29 protein-coding genes are annotated in these 26,488 nt (G+C 70.3%); 20 read left to right on the forward strand and 9 right to left on the reverse strand.

What is annotated here, in order from left to right:
• The coding region (locus Q0L11_RS16090; RefSeq protein ID WP_296598563.1) for a phosphoenolpyruvate carboxylase at positions 1 to 518 on the forward strand (518 nt) is incomplete at its 5' end.
• A 74-nt stretch (positions 519 to 592) separates the two neighbouring features.
• The gene (locus Q0L11_RS16095) at positions 593 to 1,183 is read left to right on the forward strand and encodes a hypothetical protein (RefSeq protein WP_296598564.1); all 591 of its coding nucleotides are present in this window, start codon (positions 593 to 595) and stop codon (positions 1,181 to 1,183) included.
• Between the two features lie 2 nt (positions 1,184 to 1,185).
• Here Q0L11_RS16095 and Q0L11_RS16100 read toward each other — a convergent pair whose 3' ends face one another.
• The 4 genes from Q0L11_RS16100 to Q0L11_RS16115 all read right to left on the reverse strand — a co-directional run bounded on the left by Q0L11_RS16100 (position 1,186) and on the right by Q0L11_RS16115 (position 4,584).
• A complete protein-coding gene (locus Q0L11_RS16100) occupies positions 1,186 to 1,803 on the reverse strand; it encodes a PEPxxWA-CTERM sorting domain-containing protein (protein WP_296598565.1) in 618 nt (205 codons plus the stop codon).
• Between the two features lie 179 nt (positions 1,804 to 1,982).
• A complete protein-coding gene (locus Q0L11_RS16105; RefSeq protein WP_296598566.1) occupies positions 1,983 to 2,993 on the reverse strand; it encodes a hypothetical protein in 1,011 nt (336 codons plus the stop codon).
• 4 nt (positions 2,994 to 2,997) lie between these two features.
• A complete protein-coding gene (locus Q0L11_RS16110) occupies positions 2,998 to 3,768 on the reverse strand; it encodes an SDR family NAD(P)-dependent oxidoreductase (RefSeq protein WP_296598567.1) in 771 nt (256 codons plus the stop codon).
• A gap of 3 nt (positions 3,769 to 3,771) precedes the next feature.
• On the reverse strand, positions 3,772 to 4,584 hold the full coding sequence (locus tag Q0L11_RS16115; RefSeq protein WP_296598568.1) for an enoyl-CoA hydratase-related protein: 813 nt from the start codon (positions 4,582 to 4,584) through the stop codon (positions 3,772 to 3,774).
• A gap of 122 nt (positions 4,585 to 4,706) precedes the next feature.
• On the opposite strand from Q0L11_RS16115, the gene Q0L11_RS16120 reads away from it, so the two are divergent.
• The 7 genes from Q0L11_RS16120 to Q0L11_RS16150 all read left to right on the forward strand — a co-directional run bounded on the left by Q0L11_RS16120 (position 4,707) and on the right by Q0L11_RS16150 (position 10,632).
• On the forward strand, positions 4,707 to 5,672 hold the full coding sequence (locus Q0L11_RS16120) for an alpha/beta hydrolase (RefSeq protein ID WP_296598569.1): 966 nt from the start codon (positions 4,707 to 4,709) through the stop codon (positions 5,670 to 5,672).
• Positions 5,673 to 5,674: 2 nt separating this feature from the next.
• A complete protein-coding gene (locus Q0L11_RS16125; RefSeq protein WP_296598571.1) occupies positions 5,675 to 6,472 on the forward strand; it encodes an enoyl-CoA hydratase/isomerase family protein in 798 nt (265 codons plus the stop codon).
• 1 nt (position 6,473) lies between these two features.
• The gene (locus Q0L11_RS16130; RefSeq protein ID WP_296598572.1) at positions 6,474 to 7,112 is read left to right on the forward strand and encodes a glutathione S-transferase family protein; all 639 of its coding nucleotides are present in this window, start codon (positions 6,474 to 6,476) and stop codon (positions 7,110 to 7,112) included.
• Positions 7,109 to 7,903, forward strand: a complete 795-nt coding sequence (locus Q0L11_RS16135; RefSeq protein ID WP_296598574.1) for a glutathione S-transferase family protein — start codon at positions 7,109 to 7,111, stop codon at positions 7,901 to 7,903. The genes Q0L11_RS16130 and Q0L11_RS16135 overlap by 4 nt, the downstream gene beginning before the upstream one ends.
• Before the next feature lie 69 nt (positions 7,904 to 7,972).
• Positions 7,973 to 8,347 carry an HAD hydrolase family protein gene (locus tag Q0L11_RS16140; protein WP_296598576.1) on the forward strand — a complete coding sequence of 125 codons (375 nt, stop codon included), beginning with the start codon at positions 7,973 to 7,975 and terminating at the stop codon, positions 8,345 to 8,347.
• 3 nt (positions 8,348 to 8,350) lie between these two features.
• The gene (locus Q0L11_RS16145) at positions 8,351 to 9,943 is read left to right on the forward strand and encodes a hypothetical protein (protein ID WP_296598577.1); all 1,593 of its coding nucleotides are present in this window, start codon (positions 8,351 to 8,353) and stop codon (positions 9,941 to 9,943) included.
• Positions 9,940 to 10,632 carry a capsular biosynthesis protein gene (locus Q0L11_RS16150; protein WP_296598579.1) on the forward strand — a complete coding sequence of 231 codons (693 nt, stop codon included), beginning with the start codon at positions 9,940 to 9,942 and terminating at the stop codon, positions 10,630 to 10,632. The genes Q0L11_RS16145 and Q0L11_RS16150 overlap by 4 nt, the downstream gene beginning before the upstream one ends.
• Here the strand turns inward: Q0L11_RS16150 and Q0L11_RS16155 are convergent.
• A complete protein-coding gene (locus tag Q0L11_RS16155) occupies positions 10,629 to 11,804 on the reverse strand; it encodes a glycosyltransferase (protein ID WP_296598580.1) in 1,176 nt (391 codons plus the stop codon). The genes Q0L11_RS16150 and Q0L11_RS16155 overlap by 4 nt on opposite strands.
• Before the next feature lie 147 nt (positions 11,805 to 11,951).
• Between Q0L11_RS16155 and Q0L11_RS16160 the strand changes: the two genes are divergently transcribed.
• Genes Q0L11_RS16160 through Q0L11_RS16170 form a run of 3 tightly spaced genes read left to right on the forward strand, consistent with a single transcriptional unit; the run spans position 11,952 to position 15,581 of the window.
• Positions 11,952 to 13,799 (forward strand): AMP-binding protein, encoded by a 1,848-nt coding sequence (locus Q0L11_RS16160; protein WP_296598582.1) that lies wholly within the window; start codon positions 11,952 to 11,954, stop codon positions 13,797 to 13,799.
• Entirely contained in the window at positions 13,800 to 14,711 is a 912-nt protein-coding gene (locus Q0L11_RS16165; protein ID WP_296598583.1) for a glutathione S-transferase family protein, read from the forward strand.
• 12 nt (positions 14,712 to 14,723) lie between these two features.
• Positions 14,724 to 15,581 carry a crotonase/enoyl-CoA hydratase family protein gene (locus Q0L11_RS16170; RefSeq protein ID WP_296598585.1) on the forward strand — a complete coding sequence of 286 codons (858 nt, stop codon included), beginning with the start codon at positions 14,724 to 14,726 and terminating at the stop codon, positions 15,579 to 15,581.
• A 3-nt stretch (positions 15,582 to 15,584) separates the two neighbouring features.
• On the opposite strand, the gene Q0L11_RS16175 is transcribed toward Q0L11_RS16170, so the two are convergent.
• The gene (locus Q0L11_RS16175) at positions 15,585 to 15,866 is read right to left on the reverse strand and encodes a hypothetical protein (RefSeq protein ID WP_296598586.1); all 282 of its coding nucleotides are present in this window, start codon (positions 15,864 to 15,866) and stop codon (positions 15,585 to 15,587) included.
• 274 nt (positions 15,867 to 16,140) lie between these two features.
• A complete protein-coding gene (locus Q0L11_RS16180; RefSeq protein ID WP_296598587.1) occupies positions 16,141 to 16,884 on the reverse strand; it encodes an SDR family oxidoreductase in 744 nt (247 codons plus the stop codon).
• 63 nt (positions 16,885 to 16,947) lie between these two features.
• Here Q0L11_RS16180 and Q0L11_RS16185 point away from each other — a divergent pair, with 63 nt between their 5' ends.
• Together Q0L11_RS16185 and Q0L11_RS16190 are read left to right on the forward strand one after the other, a co-directional pair.
• Positions 16,948 to 18,954, forward strand: a complete 2,007-nt coding sequence (locus tag Q0L11_RS16185) for a TonB-dependent receptor (RefSeq protein ID WP_296598588.1) — start codon at positions 16,948 to 16,950, stop codon at positions 18,952 to 18,954.
• 39 nt (positions 18,955 to 18,993) lie between these two features.
• Positions 18,994 to 19,425, forward strand: coding sequence for a hypothetical protein (locus Q0L11_RS16190; RefSeq protein WP_296598589.1), 432 nt, complete (start codon positions 18,994 to 18,996; stop codon positions 19,423 to 19,425).
• A 255-nt stretch (positions 19,426 to 19,680) separates the two neighbouring features.
• On the opposite strand, the gene Q0L11_RS16195 is transcribed toward Q0L11_RS16190, so the two are convergent.
• Entirely contained in the window at positions 19,681 to 20,685 is a 1,005-nt protein-coding gene (locus tag Q0L11_RS16195; RefSeq protein WP_296598590.1) for a DNA topoisomerase IB, read from the reverse strand.
• A 72-nt stretch (positions 20,686 to 20,757) separates the two neighbouring features.
• Here Q0L11_RS16195 and Q0L11_RS16200 point away from each other — a divergent pair, with 72 nt between their 5' ends.
• From Q0L11_RS16200 to Q0L11_RS16225, 6 genes are all read left to right on the forward strand, one after another.
• A complete protein-coding gene (locus Q0L11_RS16200) occupies positions 20,758 to 21,585 on the forward strand; it encodes a 23S rRNA (adenine(2030)-N(6))-methyltransferase RlmJ (protein WP_296598592.1) in 828 nt (275 codons plus the stop codon).
• Positions 21,586 to 21,656: 71 nt separating this feature from the next.
• The gene (locus tag Q0L11_RS16205) at positions 21,657 to 22,172 is read left to right on the forward strand and encodes a hypothetical protein (protein ID WP_296598593.1); all 516 of its coding nucleotides are present in this window, start codon (positions 21,657 to 21,659) and stop codon (positions 22,170 to 22,172) included.
• A gap of 40 nt (positions 22,173 to 22,212) precedes the next feature.
• A complete protein-coding gene (locus Q0L11_RS16210; protein WP_296598601.1) occupies positions 22,213 to 22,773 on the forward strand; it encodes a sugar transferase in 561 nt (186 codons plus the stop codon).
• 59 nt (positions 22,774 to 22,832) lie between these two features.
• A complete protein-coding gene (locus Q0L11_RS16215; RefSeq protein ID WP_296598595.1) occupies positions 22,833 to 24,944 on the forward strand; it encodes an AsmA family protein in 2,112 nt (703 codons plus the stop codon).
• A gap of 57 nt (positions 24,945 to 25,001) precedes the next feature.
• On the forward strand, positions 25,002 to 25,496 hold the full coding sequence (locus tag Q0L11_RS16220) for a cytochrome c (RefSeq protein WP_296598596.1): 495 nt from the start codon (positions 25,002 to 25,004) through the stop codon (positions 25,494 to 25,496).
• A 2-nt stretch (positions 25,497 to 25,498) separates the two neighbouring features.
• On the forward strand, positions 25,499 to 26,173 hold the full coding sequence (locus Q0L11_RS16225; RefSeq protein WP_296598598.1) for a cytochrome b/b6 domain-containing protein: 675 nt from the start codon (positions 25,499 to 25,501) through the stop codon (positions 26,171 to 26,173).
• A gap of 34 nt (positions 26,174 to 26,207) precedes the next feature.
• On the opposite strand, the gene Q0L11_RS16230 is transcribed toward Q0L11_RS16225, so the two are convergent.
• Positions 26,208 to 26,488: hypothetical protein (locus Q0L11_RS16230; RefSeq protein WP_296598600.1), on the reverse strand; the 281-nt coding region annotated here is incomplete at its 5' end.

A 26,488-nucleotide genomic window follows, 5' to 3' on the forward strand; every position in this document is an offset into this window, starting at 1 on the left:
CGCGCACGGCCAGCCGGCGGATCGAGGACCTGCGGGCGATCCCGTGGGTGTTCTCCTGGTCGCAGGCCCGCTTCATGCTGCCGGCCTGGTACGGTTTCGCCGGCGGCGCGGCGAGGGCGGGGCTGACGGCCGACGATCTGCGGCCCCTCGCCGACGACAATCTCTTCGCTTCGATGATCTCTAACATGGAGGTCGCGCTGGCCCAGTCCGACATGGCGATCGCGGGCAAGTACGCCGCGCTTTATCCGGCGGGGCGGGCGATCTTCGACACGATCCGGGCCGAGCACGACGCGGCCTGCGAGCTGGTGCTGGCGATCCGCGGCGGGCAAAGCCTGCTCGACAACCATCCGCAGATGGCGGAGTCGGTCGCCTTGGCGGCCGAGGTCGTGGACCCGCTGAACCACCTGCAGCTCGAACTGCTGGCGCGCCGGCGCGCGGGCGACGAGGACCCGCAACTGAAGCTCGCCATCCAGCTCACCGTGGCCGGGGTGGCTTCGGGGTTGAGGAACACGGGCTGACCGCGGCCTTTCCGTCGCCTTATCGCCGCCCCGATGCTAGGCGACGGAGCGCCATGCGGACCTTTGCTCTAGCCTTGCTCCTTGCTCTGCCGGCCGCCGCTGCGCACGCCGAGCCCGTGCAGGAGGCGCGGTCGGCCACCGCGGCGTGCCTGGCCGCCGTGATCGACAACGCGCCGGTCGAGGACATCGACGGCGACGATGTCACCATCCGGCGCGGGACGGACCCGGTGAGCTGCACCGTGCGGGTGACCGCGGGCGAGCCGGTGCAGGTGCAGGACGCCGTCCAGGCGGCGATCAAGCGGCGCGCGGAGCTGTTCGTCCCGGCCAAGACCCGGTGGGAGGCCGGCGACTGGGCGTTCCGGGAGACCTTCTGCAACCTGCCGGGACGCCGGGCGCTGGCGGTGTTCGTCAGCACCAACAAGCCGGGCCGCCAGCCGGTGCTGACGGCGACCGTTTTCGAGATGGCCAAGCGCGACGAGCGGTGCGACCGGGATGCGGGCCTGCAGACCGTGGCGGCCGTCGAAGCGCCCGCCGCGGCGCCTGCGGCGAGCCCGACGGCCCAGGCCTCCGCCGCTCCGCCGGTCGCGGAGCTGCCGGTCCAGCCGAAGGCGAAGAAGAAGCAGAGCTTCCTGCGGAAGATCCCGGGCCTGCGCCGGCCCGACTGACCTCAGGCGAGGGCCGCGCGGCGCTGGCGTAGCATCGCGCCGGTCGCGGTGAAGCCCAGGATCAGCAGCGCCCAGGTCGCCGGCTCGGGCACGGCGGTGTCGAAGGTGAAGTTGTCGGCGTAGACGCTGGAGCCGCCGCCGCCGATCGAGCCGAAGGTCGCCGACTTGATGCCGGCCGCGGAGATGCTGAGCGTCTTGAAGTCGGGCTCGGCGGGGCCGATCAGCCACTCCACGCGGCCTAGGGAGACGTCGAAGGCGTCGAACACCTCAAGAAACAGCAGGTCCTCGTCGCCGAAGTCCTCGCTCGGCCAGTCGCCGAGGTCCACGGCGACCGTGCCCATGACGCCGGCGAAGTCGGCGCGGATGGGGTCGAAGCTGAAGATGTCCGGGTCGTTCGGATCCTCGACGAAATTGCCGATGACGGTGCGGGTTCCGTTCGGCCCGTCGACGGGCGAGAGGAGGCCGCCCGCGCCGGTGGTGAAGGTGACGCCCGAGACGCTGTAGCTGGTGGTCGGCAGCGCGAGGGATTCGAAGTCGATGACGGTCGCGGCGGCGAGCGCGGCGCCCGGCGCGGCGAAGGACAAGGCGGCGAGGGCGGCGGTGAAGGCGAGCTTGCGCATGGCGGTCTCCATGACGGGGCTTTCGGCGTTGCGGCGGGCCGCAGCGCGGGGTCGGCGCGATCATCCGCGCGGGCCGCCGATGCGCTAGGCGCGGCGGCATTCGACCTGTTGCGTCGGGTTGCGCGGCGGCATCCGGGCCGCCGGCCTGGACGAATCCCGGAGTCGCCCGCGCGCCGGTCCTATTTGGACGGAGGCTTCTTGGCCTCGGCCTCCTCGCGCTCCTTCTGGCGCGCGCCGCCAAGGATGTTGGGGAGCGAGTAGTTGCCCTCGTGGCAGGCGTATTCGTAGAGCGGCCGGGTGGTGGCCGTGAGGACCATCTCGGCGCGCCAGGGGCGCGTGAAAACCGCCGGATCGTCGACGATGAAGTCGTAGCGGATCTGGCTGTCCGATATCCGAGTGAAGCGCTCGGTGACCTTGGCGGCCGGCGTCAACACCAGGATGCCGCCAGAGGTGAAGCGGTTGGCGGCGATGGGATTCTGGTCGACCGTCTCCACCACCAGGGTGTCGCCCTCCCACCAGCCGATGGAGTCGCCGAGCCAGGGGTGGGTGGTCACCGCCGGGTGCTTCGCGTTGAGCCGCACGATCCGGACGTCGTGGATCATCTCGCTGAGGATCGCGACCTCGGTCGGGGTCTGGACGATCTTGTAGTGGCTGTTCTGCGCCGTGTTCAGGATGGGCGGGCCCGCGCTGCTGCCGACCGCGACGAGGCACCGTTCGTCGGGCATCCGGGCCTCGGGGCCGTCGTACTCCGTCTCGTCGGCGTGCACGGCGGCTTCGACCGCGGCGCGCCCGAAGTTGTTGTAGGGCAGCTTGCCGTCGGTGGGCTCGACGATCCAGGAGCTGCGCAGCTTGCCGTCGATGCGCGCCAGGCCGACGTGGTCGACTTCGTAGCGCTCGCTCTCCACGTCGCCGACGCCTTCCGGGGGGCCGTCGGCGGGCTCGCCGGGCTTGGGCGGCGGCTTGACGCCCACCAGGATGCCGCGCTGCTCCGCGATCCACGGGGCGGCTTCCTCGTCCGTGACGGTCAGGGACTTGAACGACTTCGGACGCTGGAGGCGGGTGAAGGAATAGGCTTCCCAATCGCCTTGCAGGTCGGGCGCGCCGAAGCTGGTGCGCGGCGGCTTGAAGCTTTGCGCGGCCGCGGCCGCGGCGACCGAGACGGCGACGATCAGGACGCAGCGGCCAAGCATGACCCTAGGCGTTACGCGCCATGAGGCCTCCGTCAACGGGGATGGTGGTTCCGGTGATGTAGGAGGCCGCCGGCAGGCACAGACTGAGCGTCATGTGGGCGACTTCCTCGGGGCGGCCGTAGCGGCGCATGGCCGTGCGGCGCTTCGCGAAGACCTGCTTGTCTTCGTCCGGAACGTTGGCGGTCATGCCTGTGAGGATCGGGCCGGGGCAGACGCAGTTCACCGTGATGCCCTCGGGTCCGAGCTCGACCGCGAGGGCGCGGGTGAGGCCGGTGACGCCGGCCTTGGCGGCGGCGTACGGGCTGTCGCGGCTGGTGGCGCCCAGGGCCTCGGTGGAGGCGATGTTGACGATCCGCGGCGAGGCCGACTTGCGCAGGTAGGGCAGGGCGGCGCGCACCAGCCGCTGCTGGGCGGTGAGCAGGATGGAGAAGGCGCGGGCCCAAACCTCGTCGTAGGGCGCGGCGTCGATCGGGCAGAAGGCCGAGATGCCGGCGTTGTTGACCAGTGCGTCGATGCCGCCGAAGCGGGCGGCGACCTGGTCGGTCACGGTCTTGATCGCGTCGGGATCGGAGACGTCTAGCGCCCAGGCTTCCGCCGAGTAGCCGCGATGGACGAGATCGTCGGCGACCTCGCGGACGCTCTCGACGGCGACGTCGGTGCAGGCGACGTGTGCGCCCTCGGCGGCAAAGACCTCCGCGGTGGCGCGACCCATGCCGCTGGCGGCGCCGGTGATCAGGACCGTCAGGCCCGCGACGGATCGGCTGTTGCTGGTCATCTGCTAACGCCCCTGGAAGACCGGCTGGCGCTTCTCGAGGAAGCTGGCGACGCCTTCCTTGTGGTCTTCGGTCTGCATCAGGAGGCGGATCTTCTCGATGGCCCAGGCGCCGATCTCGCGCGGATCGCCGTAGGCGAAGCGGCTGAGGCCGGCCTTGAGGTGGCGGACGGCCAGGGGCGGGTTGGCGGCGATGCGGGCGGCCAGGGCGCGCGCCGCCGGCATCAATTCGGCGTGCGGAACGACCTGGCCGACCAGCCGGATGCGCAGGGCCTCTGCGGCGTCGAAGACATCGCCGGTGAACAGCAGTTCGGCCGCCTTCTCCGGGCCGACGATGGCGGGCAGGCGATAGAAGCCGCCCACGTCGCAGACCAGGCCGCGCTTCACGAACAGCTCGCCGAATTTCGCCTTCTCCGAGGCGATCCGCATGTCGGCGAAGAGGGCCAGCTCCATGCCCCAGCCCACGGCGGCGCCGTTGATCGCGGCGATCACGGGCTTGTCGCACTCCAGGGCGGCGATGGCGGCAGGCGTCGGCTGGAAGGTGACGGGCATGGCTCGCTTCGCCACCGGCTTTGGCCCGGCCATGATCTCGCCCACGTCGTCGCCCGAGCAGAAGGCGGGGTCGGCGCCGGTGACGATGACGCAGCGCACCTCGTCGTCGGCCGCGCACAGGCGGAACGCCTGCTCCAGCTCGTCGTAGGCCTGATAGTTCAGGGCGTTGCGCCGGTCGGGCCGGTCCAGCACGACCGTCGCCAAATGGTCGCCCAGCGTGCAGCGAACGTGCGCGAAGCCGGCGCTCTTGTCGGTCAGCGAGACCATGGCGCTCCTCCCTTTCGGGCCATGCTGGCACGCCCAGGAAAGTGGTCAACGGTGACGCACGGTCAGACTTGCCACGGTCGAAACGCGGGCGAACATGCGCGCCGACCGAGACGGGGAAGAGCATGCCGGAATTCCGCACCATCGATACTGGACGGGCCAAGCTGCGCGCCGCCGTGGAGGGCGAGGGGCCGCTGGTGATCATGGTCCACGGCTTCCCCGAGAGCTGGTACTCGTGGCGCCACCAGATCGGGCCGGTCGCGCAGGCCGGCTACCAGGTGGCGGCCATCGACGTGCGTGGCTACGGCGGCTCGGACAAGCCGAAGGACGTCGCGGCCTATTCCATGCAGGAATTGACCGGCGACGTGGCCGGCGTGGCCGAGGCGCTGGCGCCTGGCGGGAAGGCCATCCTGATCGGCCACGACTGGGGCGCGCCCATCGTATGGAACACGGCGCTGACGCGGCCCGACGTGATCTCGGCCGTGGCCGGACTTTCGGTGCCCTATACCGGCGTGCCGACGCGGCCGTTCACGGAGATCTTCACCGAGGCGTTCACCAGCAAGGGCCACTTCTTCTACCAGGCGTGGTTCCAGGACGTCGGACCGCCCGAGGCCGAGGCCGAGGCGGACGTCCGCGACTTCCTGCGCAAGTTCTATTTCGGCATCTCGGGCGATGCGCCCGACGGCACGTGGCCAGTCAAGAAACACGGCGCGACCCTGCTGGAGGGGATGGTCGATCCCGGGGTGTTCCCAGCGTGGATGACCGACGCCGACCTCGACTACTACGTGGCCGAGTTTGAGGGCTCCGGCTTCTTCGGACCGATCAGCCGGTATCGCAACCACGAGCGCGACTTCGAGTGGCTGCAGGCGTTCAAGGATCGCAAGATCGAGCAGCCCAGCCTGCTGATCGGCGGCGACCGCGACCCGGCCTTCAACGGCTTCGGCCGCATCCCCGACCCGTCGGCGCTGATGCGCCAGCACGTGACCGACCTGCGCGGCTTGCACGTACTGCCGGGCGTCGGGCACTGGACCCAGCAGGAACGGCCCGCCGAGGTGACCGCGATCCTGCTCGACTGGCTGAAAGGGCTCTGAACATGGCCGATCTGGAACTGCGCCAGGAGGGCGAGGTCGTCTGGGCGACGATGAACCGTCCCGACCGGCTGAACGCCCTGTCGCGCAACCTGGTGAAGGAGCTGCGCGAGTTCTTCGTCGACCTCTACTGGCGGCGGGACGTACGGGTGGTGGTGCTGCAGGGGGCCGGGAACGCGTTCTGCGCCGGCCTGGACCTGAAGGAGCGCGGCGACCCACAGGGCTCGCGCTCGATCGGCGCCGGGCTGACGCGCCAGCGCGAGATCAGCGAGATCGTCATCGCCATGCGTCGTTGCCCTCAGCCGATCATCGCCTGCGTGAACGGGGCGGCGGCGGGCGGCGGCTTTGCGCTCGCCCTCGCGTCGGACGTGCGGATCGCGACGCCGAACGTGCGGATGAACGCGGCCTTCATCCGCATCGGCCTGTCGGCCTGCGACATCGGGGTCAGCTACTTCCTGCCGCGGATGGTCGGCTCGTCGGTGGCGGCCGAGTACATGCTGACCGGCCGCTTCATCGACGCGAAGCGGGCTTACGAGCTGGGCCTCGTCAGCCGCGTGGTCGAGAAGGAGCAACTGGAAGCCGAGGCGCAAGGCTTCGTCGACGACATGCTGCACGCCACGCCGCTGGGCCTGCGCCTGACCAAGGAGGCGCTCAACCACGCCATCGACGCCCAGGGGCTCGAAGCGGCCATCGCCATGGAGGACCGCAACCAGATCCTCGCCAGCTCGGACGGCGACTTCCAGGAGGGTGTGCAGGCGTTCCTGGAGAAGCGTCGCCCGAACTACGCCAAGCGGGAAGGCTGAGATGATCGAGCTCTGGCACTGTCCTGACGCCCGGTCCTTCCGTCCTCTGTGGGCGCTGGAGGAACTGGGGCTGCCGTATGAATTGCACCTGCTGCCGTTTCCGCCGCGGGTGCGCGAGCCGGCGTTCCTGGAGATCAACCCCCTGGGCACGATCCCGGCGATGAAGGACGGCGAGACCTTCATGACCGAGAGCGCGGCGATCACCCAGTACCTGGTGACACGCCATGGGCCCAGCGACCTGGCCGTGCCCGTGGACGATCCAGCCTACGGCGCGTGGCTGAACTGGCTGCATTTCGGCGAGGCGACACTGACGTTCCCGCAGACGCTGGTGCTGCGCTATCGCCGGTTCGAGCCGGGCCGGGCGGAGGTGGCGGCCGACGACTACGCCAAGTGGTTCCTGAGCCGGTTGCGGCACGTCGACCGCGCGCTGGACGGCGGCGCGCAATGGCTCTGCGCGGGACGGTTCACCGCGGCGGACATCTCCGTGGGCTACGCGCTCGTGCTGGCGGATATCCTCGAACTGTCGGAGCGCTTCTCGCCGGCCGTGCAGGCTTATTGGGAGCGGCTGCAGGCGCGCCCCGGCTTCCGGGCCGCCAAGCGCGCCCAGAAGATGAGCTTCGCGGAGTCCATGCGCGCATGATCACGCTCTACGACCACCCGCTTTCGCCCTACGCCCAGAAGGTCAAGATCGCGCTGCGCGAGAAGGGCCTGGCGTTCGAGACGACGATGCCCGGCGGCCTCGGCGCGGGCGGGGCGGCCGGCGCCTTCGTCGAAGCCAGCCCGCGGGCCGAAGTGCCGGCGCTGACCGACGGTGACGTCCGGGTCTTCGATTCCACCATCATCCTCGAGTACCTGGACGACGCCTATCCGGACACGCCCATGCGCCCCACCTCGCCGTCCGAGCGCGCGCGGGTGCGGATGCTGGAAGAGGTGATGGACACCCACTTCGAGGCGATCAACTGGGGCCTCTCCGAGATCCGCTGGTTCCGCCGCGCCGAGGGGGCGCAGGCCGAGGCCCTGTTCGCCGCCGCCCGGACGCAGACGGAGGGCTTCTACGCCTGGCTGGAGAAGCAGCTCGGGGAGCGCGAGTGGTTCAACGGCGCGGCGTTCGGCTGGGGCGACCTGTCGGTGGTCCCCTATCTCAACGGCTCGGTCGGGCACGGCGTGCCGCCGGCCGAGGGATCGAGGCTGGCCGCCTGGCTGGCGCGGGCGAACGCGCGCCCGTCGGTCGCCGCCTGCGTCGCCGACATCGCCGCGCTGAACGCCGCCGGGGTCAGCATGACCAACGTCGCCGAGCTGGTGGAAAAAGGCCTGTTCAAGCGCGAATACCGCGACCACCGCCTGGAATGGATGATCAAGTCCGGCGGGATCGACGTGGTGCTGAAGGGCCTGGAGCGCGACAACATTCGCTTCGCGCCGGCGTTCGGCTAACAACCCCAGCGAGCCGACAGCGCGGGCGGAATCGTCCTAGAACCGCGAGGCTTCGGCTGGGAGGACGCGTTGAAGCGGCTGGTCTTCGATCTCGACGGCACGCTCGCGCTGGACGAGCCGGGGCTGGGCTACGCCGACCGCAGGCCGAACCTGGAACTGGTGGCGAAGCTGCGGGAGTACCGGGCGCTGGGCTTCGAGATCGTCATCTGCTCGGCGCGCAACATGCGCACGCACCAGAACTCCATCGGCAAGATCAACGCCCTGACCCTGCCGGTCATCCTGGCGTGGCTGGACCGGCACGAGATCCCCTACGACGAGGTCCACGTCGGCAAGCCCTGGTGCGGGACCGAAGGCTTCTACGTCGACGACAAGGCCGTGCGACCCAGCGAGTTCACCTCGCTCAGCCTGGAGGAGATCCAGGCGCTTCTCGCGCGCGAGGGCTGACCCATGGAGCCCCTGCGGCTGATCATGTCGGGCGCGGTGGTGGGCCAGGAGCTGGCCGCCGAGTTCGGGCCGCTACCGCCGTCGTTCCTGCCGGTCGGCACGCGCCGCCTCTACGAGCTGCAGCTCGACGCCCTGGGCGAGGCCGGGCGCATGCACATGGTCGTGCCCGAGACGTTCGCCGTGCCGGAGCATGACGCGCGGCGGCTGGCCGAGCGCGGGGTGGACCTTTTGCCCATCCCCGACGGGCTGCGGCTGGGCGACGCGGTGATCTACGCGATCAACTCGGTGGTGGACGGCGAGGGGCCTGTCCACATCCTGCATGGCGACACCCTGATCGGCCGTCCGCCCGTCGCGCGCAGCGACGTGATCGTCGGGGGGCGGCGCGTCAACGAGTACGCCTGGGCCGAGATGCGGGTCGAGGGCGGACGCGTCACCAGCCTGGAGACGACGCTCGCAGGCGAGGACGGCCACGCTGGGCGGCCCATCGCGGCGGGCTATTTCGCCTTCGGCTCGTCGCTCAGCCTGCTGCGGTCGCTCACCCGGATGCGGGGGGACTTCATCGCGGGGGTGAACCATTACCTCGGCGAACACCCGGTGGAGATGGCCGAGACCGCTGAATGGCTGGACTTCGGCCACCTGCAGCCGTTCTTCCAGTCGCGGCTGGCTGTGACGACGGCGCGGGCGTTCAACACGGTGCGGATCGACGGCCTGACCGCGCGCAAGACGAGCGACGACCGGGCCAAGATCCGGGCCGAGGCGCACTGGCTGAACGCTATCCCCGCCTCGGTGCAGATCCATACGGCGCGGCTGCTCGCGCACGGCGTGGACGGCGGCAAGGCGTTCTACGAGACCGAGTACGAGTTCCTGCCGGTGCTATCCGAGCTTTTCGTGCACGGCCAACTGGGCCGCGCCTCGTGGATGCGGATCCTGACGGCCTGCGAGGCTCTCCTGAGCGCGTGCGCCGCGGACAAGGGCGAGGGGTCGGCGGATGTGGCGCTGCGGACGCTCTGCGTGGACAAGACGCAGGCGCGGCTCGAGCGCCACGCACGGGAGACCGGGTTCCCCATCGACCGGCCACTGAGTTTCGAAGGCCGGGCCACGCCGTCGCTGACCGTCATCGCCGAGCGGCTGGCGGGTGCGCTGGACCTGGCCTCGGGACGCCGCGAGACCGTGATGCACGGCGACCTCTGCTTCTCGAACCTGCTCTACGACAGCCGGGTGAAGCGCGTGCGGGCGCTGGACCCGCGCGGCCTGGTGGGCGAGCGGCCGGGGATCTACGGCGACCTGCGCTACGACCTCGCCAAGCTGGCCCATTCCGCGGTCGGGCGGTACGACCAGATCATCGCCGGTCGCTACGTGGCCTTCGAGCGGGACGGCGACTTCAGCCTTTCCTTCGAGGAGATCGCCGCCCAGCCGTGGCTGGAAGCGGCGCTGGGGGAGATGGCCGTCGATGGCGAGGCGGCGCTGTCGCCCACCGTGCGGGCGGCGATGACCGGCCTGTTCCTGTCGATGGTCCCCCTGCACGCCGACCGGCCGGATCGGCAGCAGGCGTTCGTGGCCAACGCGCTGCGCCTCTTCCTGGACCTCGGCGCATGATCGTCATTCCGATGGCGGGCCGCTCGCAGCGGTTCCTGGACGCCGGCTACGACCGGCCAAAGTTCATGCTGGACCTGCATGGCCGCACGGTCTTCGAGCACGCCGTCAGCAGCTTCGAGGCCTATTTCGACAGCGACCCCTTCGTGTTCATTACGGCGCTGGACGCGATCGGCTGGGTCGAGGCGGAGGTGCGCCGGCTGGGCATCGCGACCTGGGAGGTCGTGGGGCTGGAGCGGCCGACCGCGGGCCAGGCCGAGACGGTGGAGCAGGGGCTGGGCGCGTGGGACGGCGAGCTCACGATCTTCAACATCGACACCTTCCGGCCCGGTTTCCAGTTTCCCGGCGGCCTCCTGGATCGCGCCGACGGCTGGCTGGAGGTGTTCCGCGGCGAGGGCGCGAACTGGTCCTACGTGAGGCCCGCGCCGGGGCCCGAACCGTGGGCGCTGGAGACCGCCGAGAAGCGCCCGATCTCCGACCTCTGCTGCACCGGCCTCTACCACTTCGCGGCGGCGGACGATTTTCGCGCCGCGCTCGACGAGGAACGCAGGTCGCCGCAGGCCGCGGAGCTGTACGTCGCGCCGCTCTACAATCACCTGCTCCGGCGGGGGCGCAGGATCGGCTACAATCTGATCGGCCGCCACGAGGTGGTATTCTGCGGGACGCCGGCCGAGTACGAGGCCCTGCTTTAGCGGACCTGCTTCACGGCCTTCACCACCTTGGCGGCGCGGTCGGACCAGCGGTGTTCGGCCATCGCACGCTTGTGGCCGGCGCGGGCGATCGCGGCTGCGGCCGGCGTGTCTTCCATGAGCGCGGCCAGCCGGGCGGCGACGCGGTCGATCTGGCTCCACGGGAACGTGACGATCTCGCGGCCCTCCTTGAAGGCCTCGGCGTAGTATTTGCTGGCCTCGCCGAACACCGCAGCGCCGCCGCACATGGCGGTGAAGACCCGTTCGTGGCCGCCCGCCACGAAGCCGTTATTGGTGCTGAGCACGACGCGCGCGCGGCGTAGCAGGCCGAGTGTCTCCTCGAAGCTGCCGACGCCGCCGTAGACGAACGAAGGATACTGCGCCGCCAGCGGCTCCCAGCCGGAGCCATAGACGTGTAGCGGCAGGCCGCCGCGGCCCAGTTCGTGGAGCAGGGCGTTGCGGTGGTAGGCCTCGGCGAAGCCCTGCGCATGCTGCAGCAACGGCACGAACTGCTCGAAGAGTTCGCCGGTGAGTTGGGCGCCGCGGTCGGCGAGCGCCGCCTTCAGCGCGTCAAGCAGAGCGAGGCGGCCGTCGGAAACCATGCGCGCGGCGATCTCGGCGACGATCTCCCGGGCCGGGCTCTCGGGCCAGTCGGCCCACGCTTCGGTCGGCGGGCCGCGGTAGGTGCCGGTGAAGAGCAGTGGGATGTCGCGGCGCTCGAACGCCTCGTCCGAGACGTCCACCGGCTCCGGCAGTTCGTTGGCGCCGGGCGGGAGGAAGCCGAGGTGCGCCACGCCGCGGGCGCTGGGCCAGGCGTTGATGAACTGGACGTGCGTGCGGTCGAGAAAGAACTCGACCTCCTTGCGGATTTTCGCTGTGACCCGCAGCGCATGATAGACGGGGTGGTCGACGTGCATGGTGGCGTAGACCACGTCCAGGGCGTCGTAGACCGAAGCACCCGCGGCCGTTCGGTATTCCGCGGCGACGCCACCCATCCCGAAATAGCAGTCCGGTGGCGAGGCCAGCGAGGCGTCGAGGGCGGCGCGCCCGGCCGGGTCGGTCAGGTCGAGGACGGTGACCTCGTGGCCCAGCTCGCGCAGCGCGGCGCCGAACTGATCGATGTGCAGGCGCAGGGACCCGTACTGCGACTCCCCTTTCATGAGCACGAAACGCATGGCGAATCCCGTGGCGAACCCCTGGTGTCGTCTAGCCCAGGTTGACCCTGCGCAACCAGACTCGCACATCGCTTACGTGGGGGCGCCGTTGCAGGGCTGCGTGGCTGGCGTAGGCTTAAGGCAAGCAATGACAACGGGAGGACGGGCATGAGCCCCGCCGACGACCCTGGCGCCGCCGTCGCGACGCTGCCTCCGTTCAAGCCGCTGCCGCAGAAGGCGCCGGACGTCAGCATCGAGAAGTCCGCTGACGGGACCTATTACGTCCGCTCGAACCATCCGCCGGCCGAGGGGCCGCGGTCCATCGCGCATCTGCTGGCCGAGAAGGCCGCGGCGCACCCCGACCGGCCCTACATCCTGCAGCGGGCGCCGGGCCACGGGCCCTGGCAGGGCGTCACCTACGGCGAGGCGAAGCGGGCGGCGGACGGCATCGCGCAGTGGCTGCTGGCCCATGGCTTGACGGGGGCGGACAGCGTGATGGTGCTGTCGGCCAACTCGGTCGAGCACGCGCTGATGATGCTGGGCTGCTACACGGCGGGCGTGCCGATCGCCCCGATCAGCCCGGCCTACAGCCTGATCTCCACCGACCACGCCAAGTTGAAGCACTGCTTCGCCACCGTGGAGCCGAAGGTGGTGTTCGCCCAGAACAGCGACATGTTCGCCCGGGCGTTCGAGACCCTGCGCGCGCTGGATCCGTCGCTGGAGTTCGTTACCGTAGATGGCGGAAACGGCACGATCGCCCTGTCCGAGCTGACGACCACCGAGCCCACCGCCGCGGTCGACGCCGCCCGGGAGGCGCTGAACCATTCGACGGTCGCCAAGTACCTCTTCACGTCGGGCTCCACGGGCATGCCGAAGGGCGTGCCGCAAACCCACGGCATGTTCGCGGGGGTGATCTCGGGGATGGAGGGCATCCGCGACGAGCCCGCCGACCCGGATCTCATCCCGCAGGCGCTGGAGTGGATGCCCTGGAGCCACATCTCGGCCGGCAACATCGGCTTCAACGGCGCGATGTGGGCGGGGGCGACGCTGCACCTGGACGAGGGCAAGCCGATCCCCGGCCAGTTCGAGACCACCATCAAGAACCTGTACGAGATCTCGCCGATGACCTTCGGGTCGGCGCCGGTGGCGTTCGGGATGCTGGTCGAGGCGATGGAGCGCGATCCGGCGCTGCGGAAGAGCTTCTTCAAGAACCTGCGCAGCGCGGGCTACGGCGGCGCGACGCTGTCCAGCGACGTATCGGAGCGGCTGCAGGCCCTGGCCATCGCCGAGACCGGCTATCGCATTCCGCTGACCACGATGTACGGCGCGACGGAGACGCAAGGCATCACGGTGGTCCACTGGATCACCGAGCTGGTAGGGCTGATCGGCCTGCCGCTGCCGGGGACCACGCTGAAGCTCGTGCCGAACGGCTCGAAGCTGGAGGTGCGGGTGAAGGGGCCGACGGTCACCAGCGGCTACCACAACGACCCCGAGAAGACGAAGGCGGCCTTCGACGAGGAGGGCTTCTACAAGCTGGGCGACGCCTGCCGGTTCCTGGACCCGGACCAGCCGGAACTCGGCCTGGTGTTCGACGGCCGGGTCACCGAGGACTTCAAGCTGGATTCCGGCACCTGGGTCTCGGTGGGCACGCTGCGGCCCGATCTGGTGGCCGCCTGCACGCCCTACGCCTTCGACATGGTGATCGCCGGTCAGGACAAGCCGTTCGCCGGGGCGCTGATCTGGCCCTCGCCTGCGGCGCTGCCGACCTTGGGCGAGAACCCGGTGGAGAAGCTCAAGGAGGTGCTCAAGGCGCGGATCGCCGAGTTCAACGCGACGGCGGGCGGGTCGTCGCGCCGGATCGCCCGGTTCGCCCTGATGCTGGAGCCCCCGTCGATCGACGCTGGCGAGATCACCGACAAGGGCTATGTTAACCAGCGCGCCACGCTCGAGAACCGCAAGGCTCTGGTGGACGCGCTGTACGCCAATCCGCCCGGCGAAGGCGTCGTGGTCGTCTAGATGTCGGCGTCCGAGATCATCCTGCACCACTACGACACCTCTCCCTTCTCGGAGAAGGTGCGGCTGATGCTGGGCGTGAAGGGGCTGGCCTGGCGCTCGGTGATCCAGCCGGTGATCATGCCCAAGCCCGACCTGATCCCGCTGACCGGCGGCTACCGGCGCATTCCGGTGATGCAGATCGGCGCCGACGTCTATTGCGACAGCCAGGTCATCATGGCCGAGCTGGAGCGGCGCCATCCCAAACCGGCGCTGGGCGGCGGCAGCGATTGGGCGGTGAACCTGTGGGCCGACCGGCTCTGGTTCCAGGCCAGCGTGGCGGTGATCTTTGCCGAGATGGGCGATGCCGTGCCCAAGGAGTTCATCGCCGATCGCGAGAAGCTGTCGGGCCGGCCGTTCGACGTGGGGGCCATGAAGGCCGCCGCGCCGTTCATGCGCCAGCAGTGGCGGGCCTACGCCGCATGGGTGGAAGACGGCCTCGCCGGCGACTTCCTGGGCGGCGCGACGCCGTCACTGGCGGACGTGGCGGCCTGGATGAACGTCTGGTGGCTGGGGGGCGCCGCGCCCCACGTCGCCGCCGTCCTGATGGAAGGCCTGCCACGCCTCCAGGCCTGGCGCGACCGGCTCAAGACCATCGGCCACGGTCAGCGTAGCGAGATGAAGCCGTCCGAGGCGCTGCAGGCCGCCATGACCAGCCAGCCGGTCGACGCAGGGGTCTGCGCGTCCGACGATCCGTCCGGTCTCAAGAAGGGCGACGCGGTGGTGGTCCAGGCCGACGACTATGGTCGCGATCCCGTCGAGGGCGTGCTGGTGAACCTGACGAACGACCGCGTGACCCTCGCCCGCGAGTGCGGCGAGCTGGACGTGGTGCATGTGCATTTCCCGCGCGCCGGCTACGTGCTGGCGAAGCGTTAGCAGGAGACCGAGATGAACGACCGCGTGACGGTGGATATCCAGGGTGGCGTGGCCGACGTGCGCCTGGTGCGGGCCGACAAGATGAACGCGTTGGACAACGCCATGTTCGACGCTCTGATCCAGACAGGCGAGCGGCTGAAGGGCGAGGCTGGCCTGCGCGCCGTGGTGCTGTCCGGCGAGGGCCGGGCGTTCTGCGCCGGCTTGGATATGGGCAACTTCTCGCAGATGGCCTCGGGGACGCGCGAGCGCGGGCAGGGGACGACCGGCGCCTTGGTCACCGCCAACCGCACGCCCGGCGGCTCGAACCGGGCGCAGCACGCGGTGATGGTGTGGCGGGAGATCCCCGTGCCGGTGATCGCCGCGGTGCACGGTGTGGCGTTCGGCGGCGGCTTCCAGCTCGCCTGCGGCCCGGACATGCGCTTCGTGGCGCCCGACACCAAGATGTCGGTGATGGAGATCAAGTGGGGACTGGTGCCGGACATGGCCGGCCTGGTGCTGATGCGCCAGCTGGTGCGAGACGACATCGCCCGCGAGCTGACCTACTCGGGCCGGATCTTCACGGGCGAAGAAGCGCTGCAACTGGGCTTCGCGACGCGGCTCACCGCCGACCCGCGCGCCGAGGCGCTGGCGTTCGCGCGCGACGTGGCGGGCAAGAACCCGCACGGCATCCGGGCGGCGAAGCGTCTGCTGAACCTGGCGGCCGAGGCCGATCAGCGCGAGGTGCTGATGGAGGAGAGCCGCGAGCAGACGGCGCTCATCGGGTCGCCCAATCAGGTGGAGGCCGTGATGGCCAACATGCAGAAGCGCGCGCCGAACTTCGCCGAGGCCGAGGTCGAGACCCCGGCGCCGGTTCCGTTCGGCGCGAGCTGAAACTTAGCGCGAGGCCAGGGTGATGCCGGCCGCGGCGGCGAGCGCCGGGTCGTTGGCCTTGGTCACCGCGGCTTCCACGGTGGCCTTGTAGCAGGCGGCGTACATTTCGCGCGGGAACGAGGCGCCGACGACGGCCCGGTTGCAGACCTTCTTGGCGGCCTTCGCGATGTCGACGTGCAGTTGCTCCGTGGTCTTGCCGGTCACGGCGACCTTCATCGACTGGGCGGAAGCGGGGGCGGCGACGAGCATGGCGGCCGCGGCGGCGACAGTGAGAATGCGGATCATGGCGTTTGTTTCCGGGACAAGGGTTGAGCCAACCCCTTTCCAGCGTTCCTCTCAGCGGGCCGGGAGTACTGACGCTCACCGTGTCTGCCGCCGATGACCCATAGATTCACCCGGCTTGCCGCGGACGCAAGGGCTAAGTTGCTGCGCCGCAGCAACAATGGTGCAGCGCAAAGAGAACGGCGTTAAGTTATCGGCATTCTTCTCTCGGGCAGCCGTTAATTTGGGCAATTTCCTAAGGCGCAGCTTGCGACGCCCTGCCGCAGGCGGCGTTGCGTTAGCCGCGGCCGATGAAGGGCATCTGAGTCGCCATCACGGTCATGAACTGCACGTTGGCCGACAAGGGCAGGCCGGCCATGTAGACGACCGCGTCCGCCACCGCCTGGACGTCCATGGTGGGCTCGACCTTCATCGTTCCATCCGGCTGGGGCACGCCCTTGGCCATCGCGCGGGTCATTTCGGTGGCCGCGTTGCCGATGTCGATTTGGCCGCAGGCGATATCGTAGGCGCGGCCGTCCAGGGCGGTGGAGCGGGTCAGCCCCGTGATCGCGTGCTTGGTGGCGGTGTAGGCGATCGAGCGCGGCCGCGGGGCATGGGCCGAGATCGAGCCGTTGTTGACGATGCGGCCGCCGCGCGGGTCCTGGTCCTTCATGAGGCGGAACGCGGCGCGGGTGCAGAGGAAGGCGCCCGTCAGGTTGATGTCCACGACGCGGCGCCAGTGGTCGAGCGAATGGTCCTCAATGGGAACGGGCGGCGCGCCGGTCCCCGCGTTGTTGAACAGCAGGTCCAGCCGGCCGAAGTGCGCCTTGGTGGCGTCGAACAGCGCATCGACCGAAGTCTCGTCGCTGACGTCGGTCGGATGGACCAGCGTGGACCCCGGCGCAGCGAGCGCGGCTGTTTCCTGCAAGACATCGGCGCGGCGACCGGCGAGTGTAACGCTCCAGCCCGCCGCAACGAGCGCCAAGGACACAGCCCGCCCGATCCCGCTGCCTGCTCCCGTGACGATGGCGACCTTGGTCATTGCGCTCTCCCTCCCGCCTGATTAGCCCTCGCGGCGTTCGCCGCATCAGCCTGACGAGTCAACATGCCCGATATGCCGCCGCCTCCGGCTCCGGAAGTCGAGATCGTGGTCGTCCACCCCCCGCGCCTTGCGCCTCTGGGCGGCGAGGCGGCTTTCAGCGCCGTGCAGATCGACGCCGAGGCGCTGAAGGGCGAGCCCCGGCTGGACGAGGCGTTGAAGACCGCGCCGGGCGTTTCGCTGTTCCGTCGCACCGGTTCGGGCGCCGCCAACCCCACGACCCAGGGCCTGTCGCTGCGGGCGATCGCGCCGTCGGGCGCGGGCCGGGCGCTGGTGACCCTGGACGGCGCGCCGCAGAACGATCCGTTCGGCGGCTGGGTGATCTGGAGCGGCCTGCCGTCAGAGGGGATCGAGGGCGCGACGGTGGTGCGGGGGGCGGGCGCGGGGCCTTATGGCGCCGGCGCGCTGACGGGCGTCGTGGCGCTGCGCGAGCGCGAGACGCCCGACGGCCTGGCAGTGGCGGACGTCTCCGGCGGGCAGCGGGGCAGCTATCGCGCCGCTGTGGTGGCGGGCGTTCCGGGATTGCTGGTGACCGCGGCGGGCTCTCGGACCGACGGCTATCACGCCGTGCGCGGGCCTCGGCAGGGCGCGGCCGACACCCGGCTGCGGATGGACGACGCCTCGGTGGCGGTGCGGCTGCAACGCGAGATTTCGGGCGTGCAGGTGGCGCTGCGGGTCTCGGCCTTCCAGGTGAACCAGGAGGCGGGCCTGGTCGGGGCGCGGTCCAACACGACGGGGCAGTCCGCGACGCTGACCCTCGCGCAGCCGGCGTCCGAGGGCGTGGGCGGCTGGCGCCTACAGGGCTGGGTGCGCCGGAGCGACCTGGAGAACAGTTCCGTCGCGGTGGCGGCGGGCCGGGGCGCTACGACCCCCGCCAATGACCAGTACAGCACCCCCGCGACCGGCTATGGCCTGAACGCCGCCTGGCAGGCCAGGTCGGGGCCGCTGAACTGGGAAGTCGGGGCGGACGTGCGGCTCGCCGACGGGACCGAGCACGAGCGGTTCCGGTTCATGAACGGCGCCTTCACCCGCGACAGGGAGGCGGGCGGCAAGACCTTGGTGGCGGGCGCCTACGTCGAGGCGGCGCTGGACCAGGGCCCATGGCTGCTGACCGGCGGCGTGCGCGTGGACCGGAGCCGGGCCTATGACGCGATGCGGGTGGAGCGCGATACCGCCACGGGCGCCGTGACGCTGAACTCGGCGGCCCCGAACCGCTCCGACACCACGCCCACCGGCCGCGTCGGCCTGCGCTATGCGGTCAGCGAGGACCTCTACCTGCGGGCCGCGGCCTATGCCGGCTTCCGGGCGCCGACGCTCAACGAGCTGCATCGGCCGTTCCGGGTGGGCAACGATATCACCGAGGCCAATCCGACGCTGAAGCCGGAGACGCTGCAGGGCGCAGAGGCGGGGCTCGGCGGCGACGTCGGCCCGGTGCGGTGGTCCGGCGATGTGTTCTGGAACCGGCTGAAGGACCCGATCACCAACGTCACCATCGGCGTGGGGCCGGGCACGTTCCCGCTGGCCGGTTTCGTCCCCGCGGGCGGCACGCTGCGCCAGCGGCAGAACGCCGGCGAGATCGAGGCCTGGGGCGTCGAGGGCGAGGCGTCGGGCGACCTGGTTCCAGCGATCTCCTGGCGCGTGGCGGCGGCCTATACCGACGCCGAGGTGCATGGTGGGACCGCCGCGCCCCAGCTCACAGGCCTGCGGCCGGCGCAGACGCCGAAGTGGACCGTCACCGCGGGGCTGAACGTCCGTCCGAGCGATGCGGTCACTCTGGCGACCGACGTCCGCTACGAGAGCGCCCGCTGGGAGGACGACCTGAACAGCCGGCGACTGTCGGCGGGCGTGCAGGTCGACGCGCGGGCCGGCTGGCGTTTCACCGACGCCGCGGAGCTCTACCTGGCCGTCGAGAACCTGACCGATCGCAAGCTCGAGGTGGGCGAGACCGCGGACGGCGTCGAGAGCTATTCGGCGCCGCGCACCGTCCGGATCGGCTTCACCTACCGCCGGTAGGGCGCGTGGGCTAAGCTCGCCGCCGACGGGGGACGGGGCATGAAGCCGATCGACTTCGGGAAGGCCGCGCTGACCGGTCTGGTCGTGCTGATCTTGAACCTGCTGGCGACCACGGCGGTCATCTTCGCATGGGCTATGTTGGTGGAGCCGGGGCGGGACCAGGCCTACTACAACGAACTCGCCCCCCGGATCGGAGCGACATCCGGGCCCATGGGCGGCGTGGTGCTGATGTTCGCCGCCGCCTGGCTTCTGGGACGGCGCCGTCCCGAGCGGCACGCCGTGAGGTTCGCCGCCGCGATGTGGGCGGCCTACGCGGTCCTGGACTTGCTCGCCGGCCTGCCGATGACGCCGCTGAGCGATCTGCTTACAGTCCGCTTCGCCTTCTCGCTGCTGATGGCCCTCGTTGGCGCGCTGGTCGGCGCCGTGCTCGCGCGGCGCGCCGGGCCATCGCCAGACGCGCCGAACCCCTGAGCGATCCGTCCGCCTTGGGCGGCATCGCCGCGCCGACCATGGCCGCCAGTTCGGGACGGATGTCGCCGGCGCCCTTCTCGGCGATGTGCTGGGCGATGCGGGCCCCCATGGCCGCCATCGTCTGGCCGGTGAACTCGGCCTTGTTGCCGCCCACCCAGGGCCGAGCATGAGGATCCTCCGACGGCGCGGTTGGCCCGCACCTTATCGGCGATCACCATAGTGGGCGTCAGGACGCGCCGCGAGGCTGTCGCAACGTCACCGCGCAGCTTCCAGGAAGCGCAGCACTGCCAGTTCGAAGGCGCGCTCGCCCCTGCCAGGCTTCAGGTCGAGCTTGCCCGCGGCGTAGGCGTCGAGGATCGCCGGGTGGATATAGGCGCTGCGCGCCACGGCGGCGGTGTTGCCGAGCAGGCCGGCGACCGCCTTCACGCAGGTGTTCACATGCCGCTTGGAGGCGGCGAGGTCCGAGCATTCCGGCATGGTGAGCGCCCGCGCGGCGGCGACCGTGCCGGCCCAGGTGCGGAAGTCCTTGGCGGAGAAGTCCTCGCCCAGCGTCTCGCGGATGTAGGCGTTGACGTCGGCGCTCTCGACGGCCCGGCGCTGGCCGTCGTCGTCGAGGTACTGGAACAGGCGCTGGCCGGGGAGATCCTGGCAGGCCTTGACGATCCGGGCCAGCCGACGGTCGTTGAAGCCGGTGGTGTGAACCTTGCCGCTCTTGCCGCGGAACTCGAACACGGCCTTCGCCGATCCGATCTTCGCGTGGCGATCGCGCAAGGTGGTGAGGCCGAAGCTCTTGTTCTGGCGGGCGTACTCGTTGTTGCCCACCCGGATCAAGGTCATCTCCATCACCCGGATCACTGCGGCGAGGACCTTCTCCCGCGGCAGGCCGCGTCGGGCGAGGTCGGCGTCCACCCGCTTGCGCAGGCGGGGCAGGGCGCGGCCGAAGGCGATGACGCGGTCGTACTTGTTCAGTCCGCGTTCTGCGCTCCAGCGGGCGTGGTAGCGGTACTGCTTGCGGCCGCGCTGGTCCCGGCCGGTCGCCTGGATGTGACCGCGCGGATCGGGGCAGATCCAGACGTCCGTCCAGGCCGGAGGGATCGCCAGGGCGCGAATGCGATCCAGCGTGGCTTCGTCGCTCACCGCCTTGCCGTCGGCGTCGACGTAGTTGAAGCCCTGGCTGCGCGCCGGCTTGCGGCGCAGGCCGGGGTCCTGGTCGCTGACGTAGCTCAGGCCCCGGGGCGCCTCATTCATGTCCTTGGGCATCCGCGCCCCTCCACGTGCTGGCGGGCAACGTGATATGGCCGGCGCGGTTCCGGCCGCCGACAAAGGATCACCTTGAACTACCGCCACGCCTTCCACGCCGGGAACTTCGCGGATCTGGTGAAGCACGCTGGCCTGCTGCGGCTGCTGAGCGAGCTCACCGCGGCGGGCGCGCCGCTGACCGTCGTCGACACGCACGCAGGCCGCGGCCTTTACGACCTGGCGGGCGCCGAGGCGCGCAAGTCGGGGGAGGCTGAGGCTGGGATCGCCAAGCTGATGGCCGCGTCCGACGCGCCGCCGGAGTTTCGGCCACTGACCAACGCAGTGGCGGCGCTGAACAAGGGGGGCGAGGTCCGCCGCTATCCGGGGTCTCCCTGGCTGATCGCCGAGGCTCTGCGGGCGGGCGACCGCTACATCGCCTGCGAGCTGCGCGCGGAGGAGCACGCCGCGCTGGCGCAGGCGCTGAAGGGGCGGCCCGGGGTGCGCACCCTGAACGCCGACGGCTATCTGGCGGCGGTGGAGCAGTGTCCGGCGCAGGGCCGCGTCCTCGTGCTGATCGATCCGCCGTTCGAGAAGCCCGACGACTACGACCGCATCGTCGAGACCCTGGCCGCGCTGCGGGCGAAGAATCCCAAGGTCCAGGCGCTGGTCTGGCTGCCGATCAAGGACCTGGAGACCCTCGACAGCTTCCTGCGCGACCTGGAGGACGAGGTCGCCGCGCCCATCGTCGTGGCCGAGACGCGGATGCGGCCCCTCACCGATCCGATGAAGATGAACGGCTGTGGGCTGGTGCTGGTCGACGGACCCGACCTGGCCGCGCCGCTTGCCGCGATCTGCGGCTGGGTGGCGCAAGCTTTGGGCGCCGGCGGCGATGCCCGGGTGTATCCGCTCTCGCCACAATAGTTTCGCAACTGCGAAGTTTGCGGGCGTGTTATGTTGCGATGCACAATTCCTGTGCCGCAAGGAACTCTCCCATGGCGTCCTTCGATCTTCCCGAACTGCCCAACACGCGGATGAGCCCCGAACTCATGATGGGTGTCGCCTCGCCGCTCTGGTCCTACTTCGGCGCGGCCGCGGCCAGCGGCGTCGCGTACTGGTGGATGACCCGATGGGCGCGGCCGATGAACCTCGAAGCCATGTTCGAGGCCGCGCGCACGCTGCCGGCGCCGCCCGCCGCCATCGAGGCGATCGAGGCGGTCGCCGAGACGGTGGAGGCTGCCGCCGAGGTGGCGGACGACGCGCTGGAGGCGGCGATGGGCGTCACGGACGACCTTCCCGTCGCGCCGGTGGGCGGCGAGGCCGGACCGTTCAGCCCGCTGCTGGAGGCGCAGATCGTTGAACCGGAGGTCCCGCCGGCGCCGGTGCTGGAGGCCGGCCCTGAGCCGATCCTCGACGAGCCGGCGCCGCTTCTGGGCGAGCCGGCGCCGGAGCCTTCGCCGAAGGCGCGCGTGAAGAAGGCCGCGCCTCCGCCGGTCGAGCCCGAAGCCTGACGTGGCGCGAAGCGCCGGCCGGAGCTAACAACGGCCGGTGCTGAAGCGCGCGTTCGACATCCTCGCAGCCCTGGCGGGCCTGGCGCTGGCCTGGCCTGTCCTGCTCCTGGTCGCCGCCGCGGTCAGGCTCAGCAGTCCCGGCCCGGCGATCCACTGGTCGCGCCGCGTGGGGCGCGGGAACCGAGAGTTCCGGATGCCCAAGTTCCGTTCGATGCGGACCGACACGCCGGACGTCGCCACGCACCTGCTTGAGGATCCGCAGCGCTGGATCACGCCGATCGGCCGCTTCCTGCGCCGGTCGAGCCTGGATGAGCTTCCCCAGCTCTGGAGCGTGCTGAAGGGCGACATGAGCCTGGTTGGCCCCCGGCCGGCGCTGTTCAACCAGCATGACCTCGTCGAGCTTCGCACGATGGCCGGCGTCGAGCGGCTGCGGCCCGGTGTGACGGGCTGGGCCCAGGTGAATGGTCGCGATGAGCTGCCGATCCCGGAGAAGGTGAGGCTGGACGCCGAGTACCTTGAGCGGCAGTCGTTTGCCTTCGACCTGGCCATCATCCTCGCGACGTTGCGGCAGGCCATCCGGGCGCGCGGGGTTAGCCACTAGAATATCCAAGGGAAACGGAGCCGGGGGCCGCGCGTTGTGGAGGCTCCCGGAGGCCTGCCGTGAGCGAACAGCGCGTACCCGAACAGAAGCCTGGCCCTCGCCGGGCGCGGTCCCGCCACGAGCAGCCGGGCGCGCGCCGTCCGCTGCGGGAGCGGCTAACGCATCCGCATCCGCCGAAGCTGAGCGGCCCGGCAAAGAAGGCTCTGGGCTGGACAGGCGCCGTGCTGGCGATCCTGGCCATCCTGGTCACGATCCTGATCCTCATCTGGGACTGGAACTGGTTCCGCGGGCCGCTGGAGCGGGTCGCGTCCGCACGGCTGCACCGGCAGGTCACGATCGCTGGCGACCTGAACGTGAACCTGTGGTCCTGGCGGCCCAGCGCGACCGTGGACGGCATCTCCATCGCAAACCCGACTTGGGCAGGGCAGGGGAAGCTGGGCACCATCGACCGCCTGCGCGTGCGGGTGCGGCTGATTCCACTGCTGTGGGGCAAGGCCGACATCCGGGTCCTCGCGGTGGAGCGCCCCAATTTCTCGCTTCTGGCCGACGACAAGGGCCGGAAGAACTGGGACTTCTCGGATGGGCGCGAGAAGAAGCCCATGGACCTGCCGCCGATCCAGCGCTTCGTGATCCGCGACGGCCAGCTTCGCTATCTCGACACCCAGCGGGACATCCGCTTCCAGGGGACGATCAACGCCCGCGAGAAGCTGGGGGCCGACAATCGCGGCTTCGAACTTGCCGGCAAGGGTACGATCAACGGTGCGCCGTTCCGCGCAGAGGTCGTGGGCGGGCCGCTGCTGAACATCGAACGGACCAAGCCCTATCCCTTCGACGTCGATCTCCACGCGGGGAGGACCTACATCACCGCGCGGGGGGCGGTGCCGAAGCCGTTCGACATGGGCAGGTTCTACATGAACGCCACGGCCCGCGGTCCCGATATGGCGGAACTCTTCCCGCTTACGGGCGTGGCCCTGCCCAATACGCCACCCTACAGCCTGCGCGGCCGGCTTTCGCGCGACGGGCTGGTGTGGCGGGTCGACAACCTCGGCGGCCGGGTGGGCGACAGCGACCTGTCGGGCGACCTGTCGGTCGATACCGGCAAGGAGAGGCCATTCCTGAAAGCCAACCTGCAGTCCCAGAGCCTCGACTGGGACGATCTCGGCGCCCTGTTCGGCGCGGCGCCGAAGGCGGGACCGGGCGAGACCGTTTCGCCGGAACAGGCGGCGATCGCCCGCACGATGGTCGCCCAGCAGAGCTTACTGCCGGACGCGCCGCTGGACGTCAGCCGCATCCGCGCGATGGATGCAGACGTCAGCTACAGCGCCCGATCGATCCGCGACACGCCGGTGAAGCTGAATTCCGGCTCTGTCCGCGTGCGCCTCGACGACGGCCTGCTGCGCGCGAACCCGCTGAAGCTGGACCTGCCGCGCGGTGAGGTCACCGGCTACGCCAATCTGGATGCGCGCAAGGCGACACCGGTCACCGATCTCGACCTGCGCCTGACGAACTCCCGGATCGAATCGCTGATCCCCTTCCAGTTCCAGGGCGCTCCGGCGCTGGCCGGGCCGGTGGTGGGCCGCGCCAAGCTGACCGGGACCGGCAACAGCGTCCACAAGGCGTTCGCCAGCGCCAACGGCCAGGTCACGGTGGTGTCGACCGGTGGCGAGATCCGCAAGGCCTTCGCCGAGCTCGCCGGTGTGAACGTCGTCAAGGGCCTGGGTCTCCTCAACAAGAAGGACACGACGCCGGTGCGCTGCGCCGTGGCCAACTTCCAGACCACCGGCGGGGTGATGACCGCCAACGACATCGTCTTCGATACCGGCCCGGTGCTCATCGCCGGCAAAGGCGCTGTGAATCTGGACACCGAGCGCTTGGACTTCCGCTTCCGCGGCCACGACAAGAAGTTCCGGCTGGTGCGGGTGCTGCTGCCCGTGACGATCAAGGGGCCGCTGATGTCGCCCAAGCTGGGCGTCGAACCGGGCGCGGCTATCGCCCAGGGCGGCGCCGCGGTGGGCCTCGGCTCGCTGCTTTCGCCCCTGGCCGCCATCTTCCCGTTCATCGACCCGGGGCTGGCGAAGGACGCCAATTGCGGCGCGTTGCTGGCGGAAGCGAAGGCGCAGGGTGCGCCGGTCGGCGCCACAACCGCCAAGCCGTTGACGGCCAAGCGCTGACGCCTTCAATCTCCACCATCTTTCTAGGATCAACGAGGTGAGCGGATGGCGTCGGTGATGAGCAAGGGCGGAGCGCTGGCGCTCGCCATGGGGATCGGCGTCGCCGTCGCCGCGGGCGGGGCGCTGGCCCATGACGACAAGATGCCGGCCAACGCCAGCCCGGCCACCAAGGCCGCCTATGCCCGTCACGACAACTTCCGCAAGCTGGGCGCGGCTTTCAAGGGCTTGAACGACGAGCTCAAGAAGGGATCGCCCGACAAGGCGGTCGTGGCGACCAACGCCAAGTCGATCTCCACCCTGGCCGGCCAGCTCCCGACTTGGTTCCCGCGCGGCAGCGGCGTCGAGGCCCGGCCGATGAGCGAGGCCAAGGCCGAGATCTGGCGCGACGCGGCCGGCTTCTCCACCGCGTCTTCGGCGCTGCAGACCCAGGCGACCAAGCTGAACCAGCTCGCGGCCGCCGGCGACATCGAGGGCGTGAAGGGCCAAGTCCGCAATGTCGGCATGGCCTGCAAGGGCTGCCACGACAAGTACCGGCAAGAGAAGAAGGACTAGGCGTGGCCGAGCCTTCGGCGGCCGGAGTCCGCGTCAGGCTGTGGGACGGTCCGGTTCGGGTCGTCCACTGGCTGCTTGCTATCCTGGTCGCGTTCTCCTGGTGGTCCAGCGAGGACCACCTGAACTGGCACCGGTGGAGCGGCTACGCGATCATTGGCCTGGTGCTGTTCCGCATCTACTGGGGCTTCGCCGGCGGCGGCGCGGCGCGGTTCGCGAGCTTCGTGAAGGGGCCGAAGGCGGTCGCGGCCTACGCCGCGACGCTAGGCCGGCGCGAGGTCTCCACGACGCCCGGCCACAACCCGCTCGGCGCGCTCAGCGTCCTCGCCATCCTGGGGGTGCTTCTCGTGCAGGTGGGGACGGGGCTGTTCGCCGTCGACCTCGATGCGTTCGAAGGCGGTCCGTTCTCGGATCGCGTCAGCTTCGACCTGGGCCGGCAGATCGCCGAGTGGCATGAGCTCAGCTTCCGCGTCCTGCAGGCGCTGGTCGGCCTGCACATCGCCGCGGTGCTGTTCTACCTGATCTGGAAGCGCTCGAACCTGATCCGGCCGATGATCACGGGCCAGCGGGTGCTGCCCGCCGACCCGGGCCTGTCCGGCGCGCCGATCTGGCGGCTGGTCGCGGGCGCCGTGCTGGCCGCGGCGATCGCCTGGATGCTCTCGAAAGGCTTCCGCTTTTAGGAAGGCGCGGCCGGGCGGGGCCCGGCCGCCGCGCTTAGCCGCGCTCGGCGGCGTCGCGCAGGCAGTTCAGCCAAGCGTCCTCGCGCAGCTTCTCGGCCTCTCGCAGCTTCACCTCGGCGTCGCGGACGCCGGCGTCATGCTTGCGCCATTCCAGCACCGCGCCTTCGCGCGCCTCGCGGGCGGCCTCCAGGGAGGCGAAGCGGGCCAGGACCGCGCGGGTGGAATAGTTCACCGGCGGGCCGACCGTCTCGCGATCGGGATAGAAGCCCGTGATCGAGTCGGCGGTCTCGCTGTCGATGTGGAACACGTCGGCCC

The sequence above is a fragment of the Phenylobacterium sp. genome, assembly GCF_024508875.1.
Lineage (GTDB): Bacteria > Pseudomonadota > Alphaproteobacteria > Caulobacterales > Caulobacteraceae > Phenylobacterium.

Bases quoted from the DNA above. Each gene is read 5' to 3' on its own strand.
- Q0L11_RS16170 (WP_296598585.1), top strand. From the start codon at position 14,724: ATGAACGACCGCGTGACGGTGGATATCCAGGGTGGCGTGGCCGACGTG.
- Q0L11_RS16115 (WP_296598568.1), bottom strand. From the start codon at position 4,584: ATGGTCTCGCTGACCGACAAGAGCGCCGGCTTCGCGCACGTTCGCTGC.
- Q0L11_RS16165 (WP_296598583.1), top strand. From the start codon at position 13,800: ATGTCGGCGTCCGAGATCATCCTGCACCACTACGACACCTCTCCCTTC.
- Q0L11_RS16155 (WP_296598580.1), bottom strand. From the start codon at position 11,804: ATGCGTTTCGTGCTCATGAAAGGGGAGTCGCAGTACGGGTCCCTGCGC.
- Q0L11_RS16220 (WP_296598596.1), top strand. From the start codon at position 25,002: ATGAGCAAGGGCGGAGCGCTGGCGCTCGCCATGGGGATCGGCGTCGCC.
- Q0L11_RS16195 (WP_296598590.1), bottom strand. From the start codon at position 20,685: ATGCCCAAGGACATGAATGAGGCGCCCCGGGGCCTGAGCTACGTCAGC.
- Q0L11_RS16175 (WP_296598586.1), bottom strand. From the start codon at position 15,866: ATGATCCGCATTCTCACTGTCGCCGCCGCGGCCGCCATGCTCGTCGCC.
- Q0L11_RS16110 (WP_296598567.1), bottom strand. From the start codon at position 3,768: ATGACCAGCAACAGCCGATCCGTCGCGGGCCTGACGGTCCTGATCACC.
- Q0L11_RS16105 (WP_296598566.1), bottom strand. From the start codon at position 2,993: ATGCTTGGCCGCTGCGTCCTGATCGTCGCCGTCTCGGTCGCCGCGGCC.
- Q0L11_RS16100 (WP_296598565.1), bottom strand. From the start codon at position 1,803: ATGCGCAAGCTCGCCTTCACCGCCGCCCTCGCCGCCTTGTCCTTCGCC.
- Q0L11_RS16120 (WP_296598569.1), top strand. From the start codon at position 4,707: ATGCCGGAATTCCGCACCATCGATACTGGACGGGCCAAGCTGCGCGCC.
- Q0L11_RS16135 (WP_296598574.1), top strand. From the start codon at position 7,109: ATGATCACGCTCTACGACCACCCGCTTTCGCCCTACGCCCAGAAGGTC.
- Q0L11_RS16185 (WP_296598588.1), top strand. From the start codon at position 16,948: ATGCCCGATATGCCGCCGCCTCCGGCTCCGGAAGTCGAGATCGTGGTC.
- Q0L11_RS16145 (WP_296598577.1), top strand. From the start codon at position 8,351: ATGGAGCCCCTGCGGCTGATCATGTCGGGCGCGGTGGTGGGCCAGGAG.
- Q0L11_RS16180 (WP_296598587.1), bottom strand. From the start codon at position 16,884: ATGACCAAGGTCGCCATCGTCACGGGAGCAGGCAGCGGGATCGGGCGG.
- Q0L11_RS16205 (WP_296598593.1), top strand. From the start codon at position 21,657: ATGGCGTCCTTCGATCTTCCCGAACTGCCCAACACGCGGATGAGCCCC.
- Q0L11_RS16160 (WP_296598582.1), top strand. From the start codon at position 11,952: ATGAGCCCCGCCGACGACCCTGGCGCCGCCGTCGCGACGCTGCCTCCG.
- Q0L11_RS16125 (WP_296598571.1), top strand. From the start codon at position 5,675: ATGGCCGATCTGGAACTGCGCCAGGAGGGCGAGGTCGTCTGGGCGACG.
- Q0L11_RS16190 (WP_296598589.1), top strand. From the start codon at position 18,994: ATGAAGCCGATCGACTTCGGGAAGGCCGCGCTGACCGGTCTGGTCGTG.
- Q0L11_RS16150 (WP_296598579.1), top strand. From the start codon at position 9,940: ATGATCGTCATTCCGATGGCGGGCCGCTCGCAGCGGTTCCTGGACGCC.
- Q0L11_RS16130 (WP_296598572.1), top strand. From the start codon at position 6,474: ATGATCGAGCTCTGGCACTGTCCTGACGCCCGGTCCTTCCGTCCTCTG.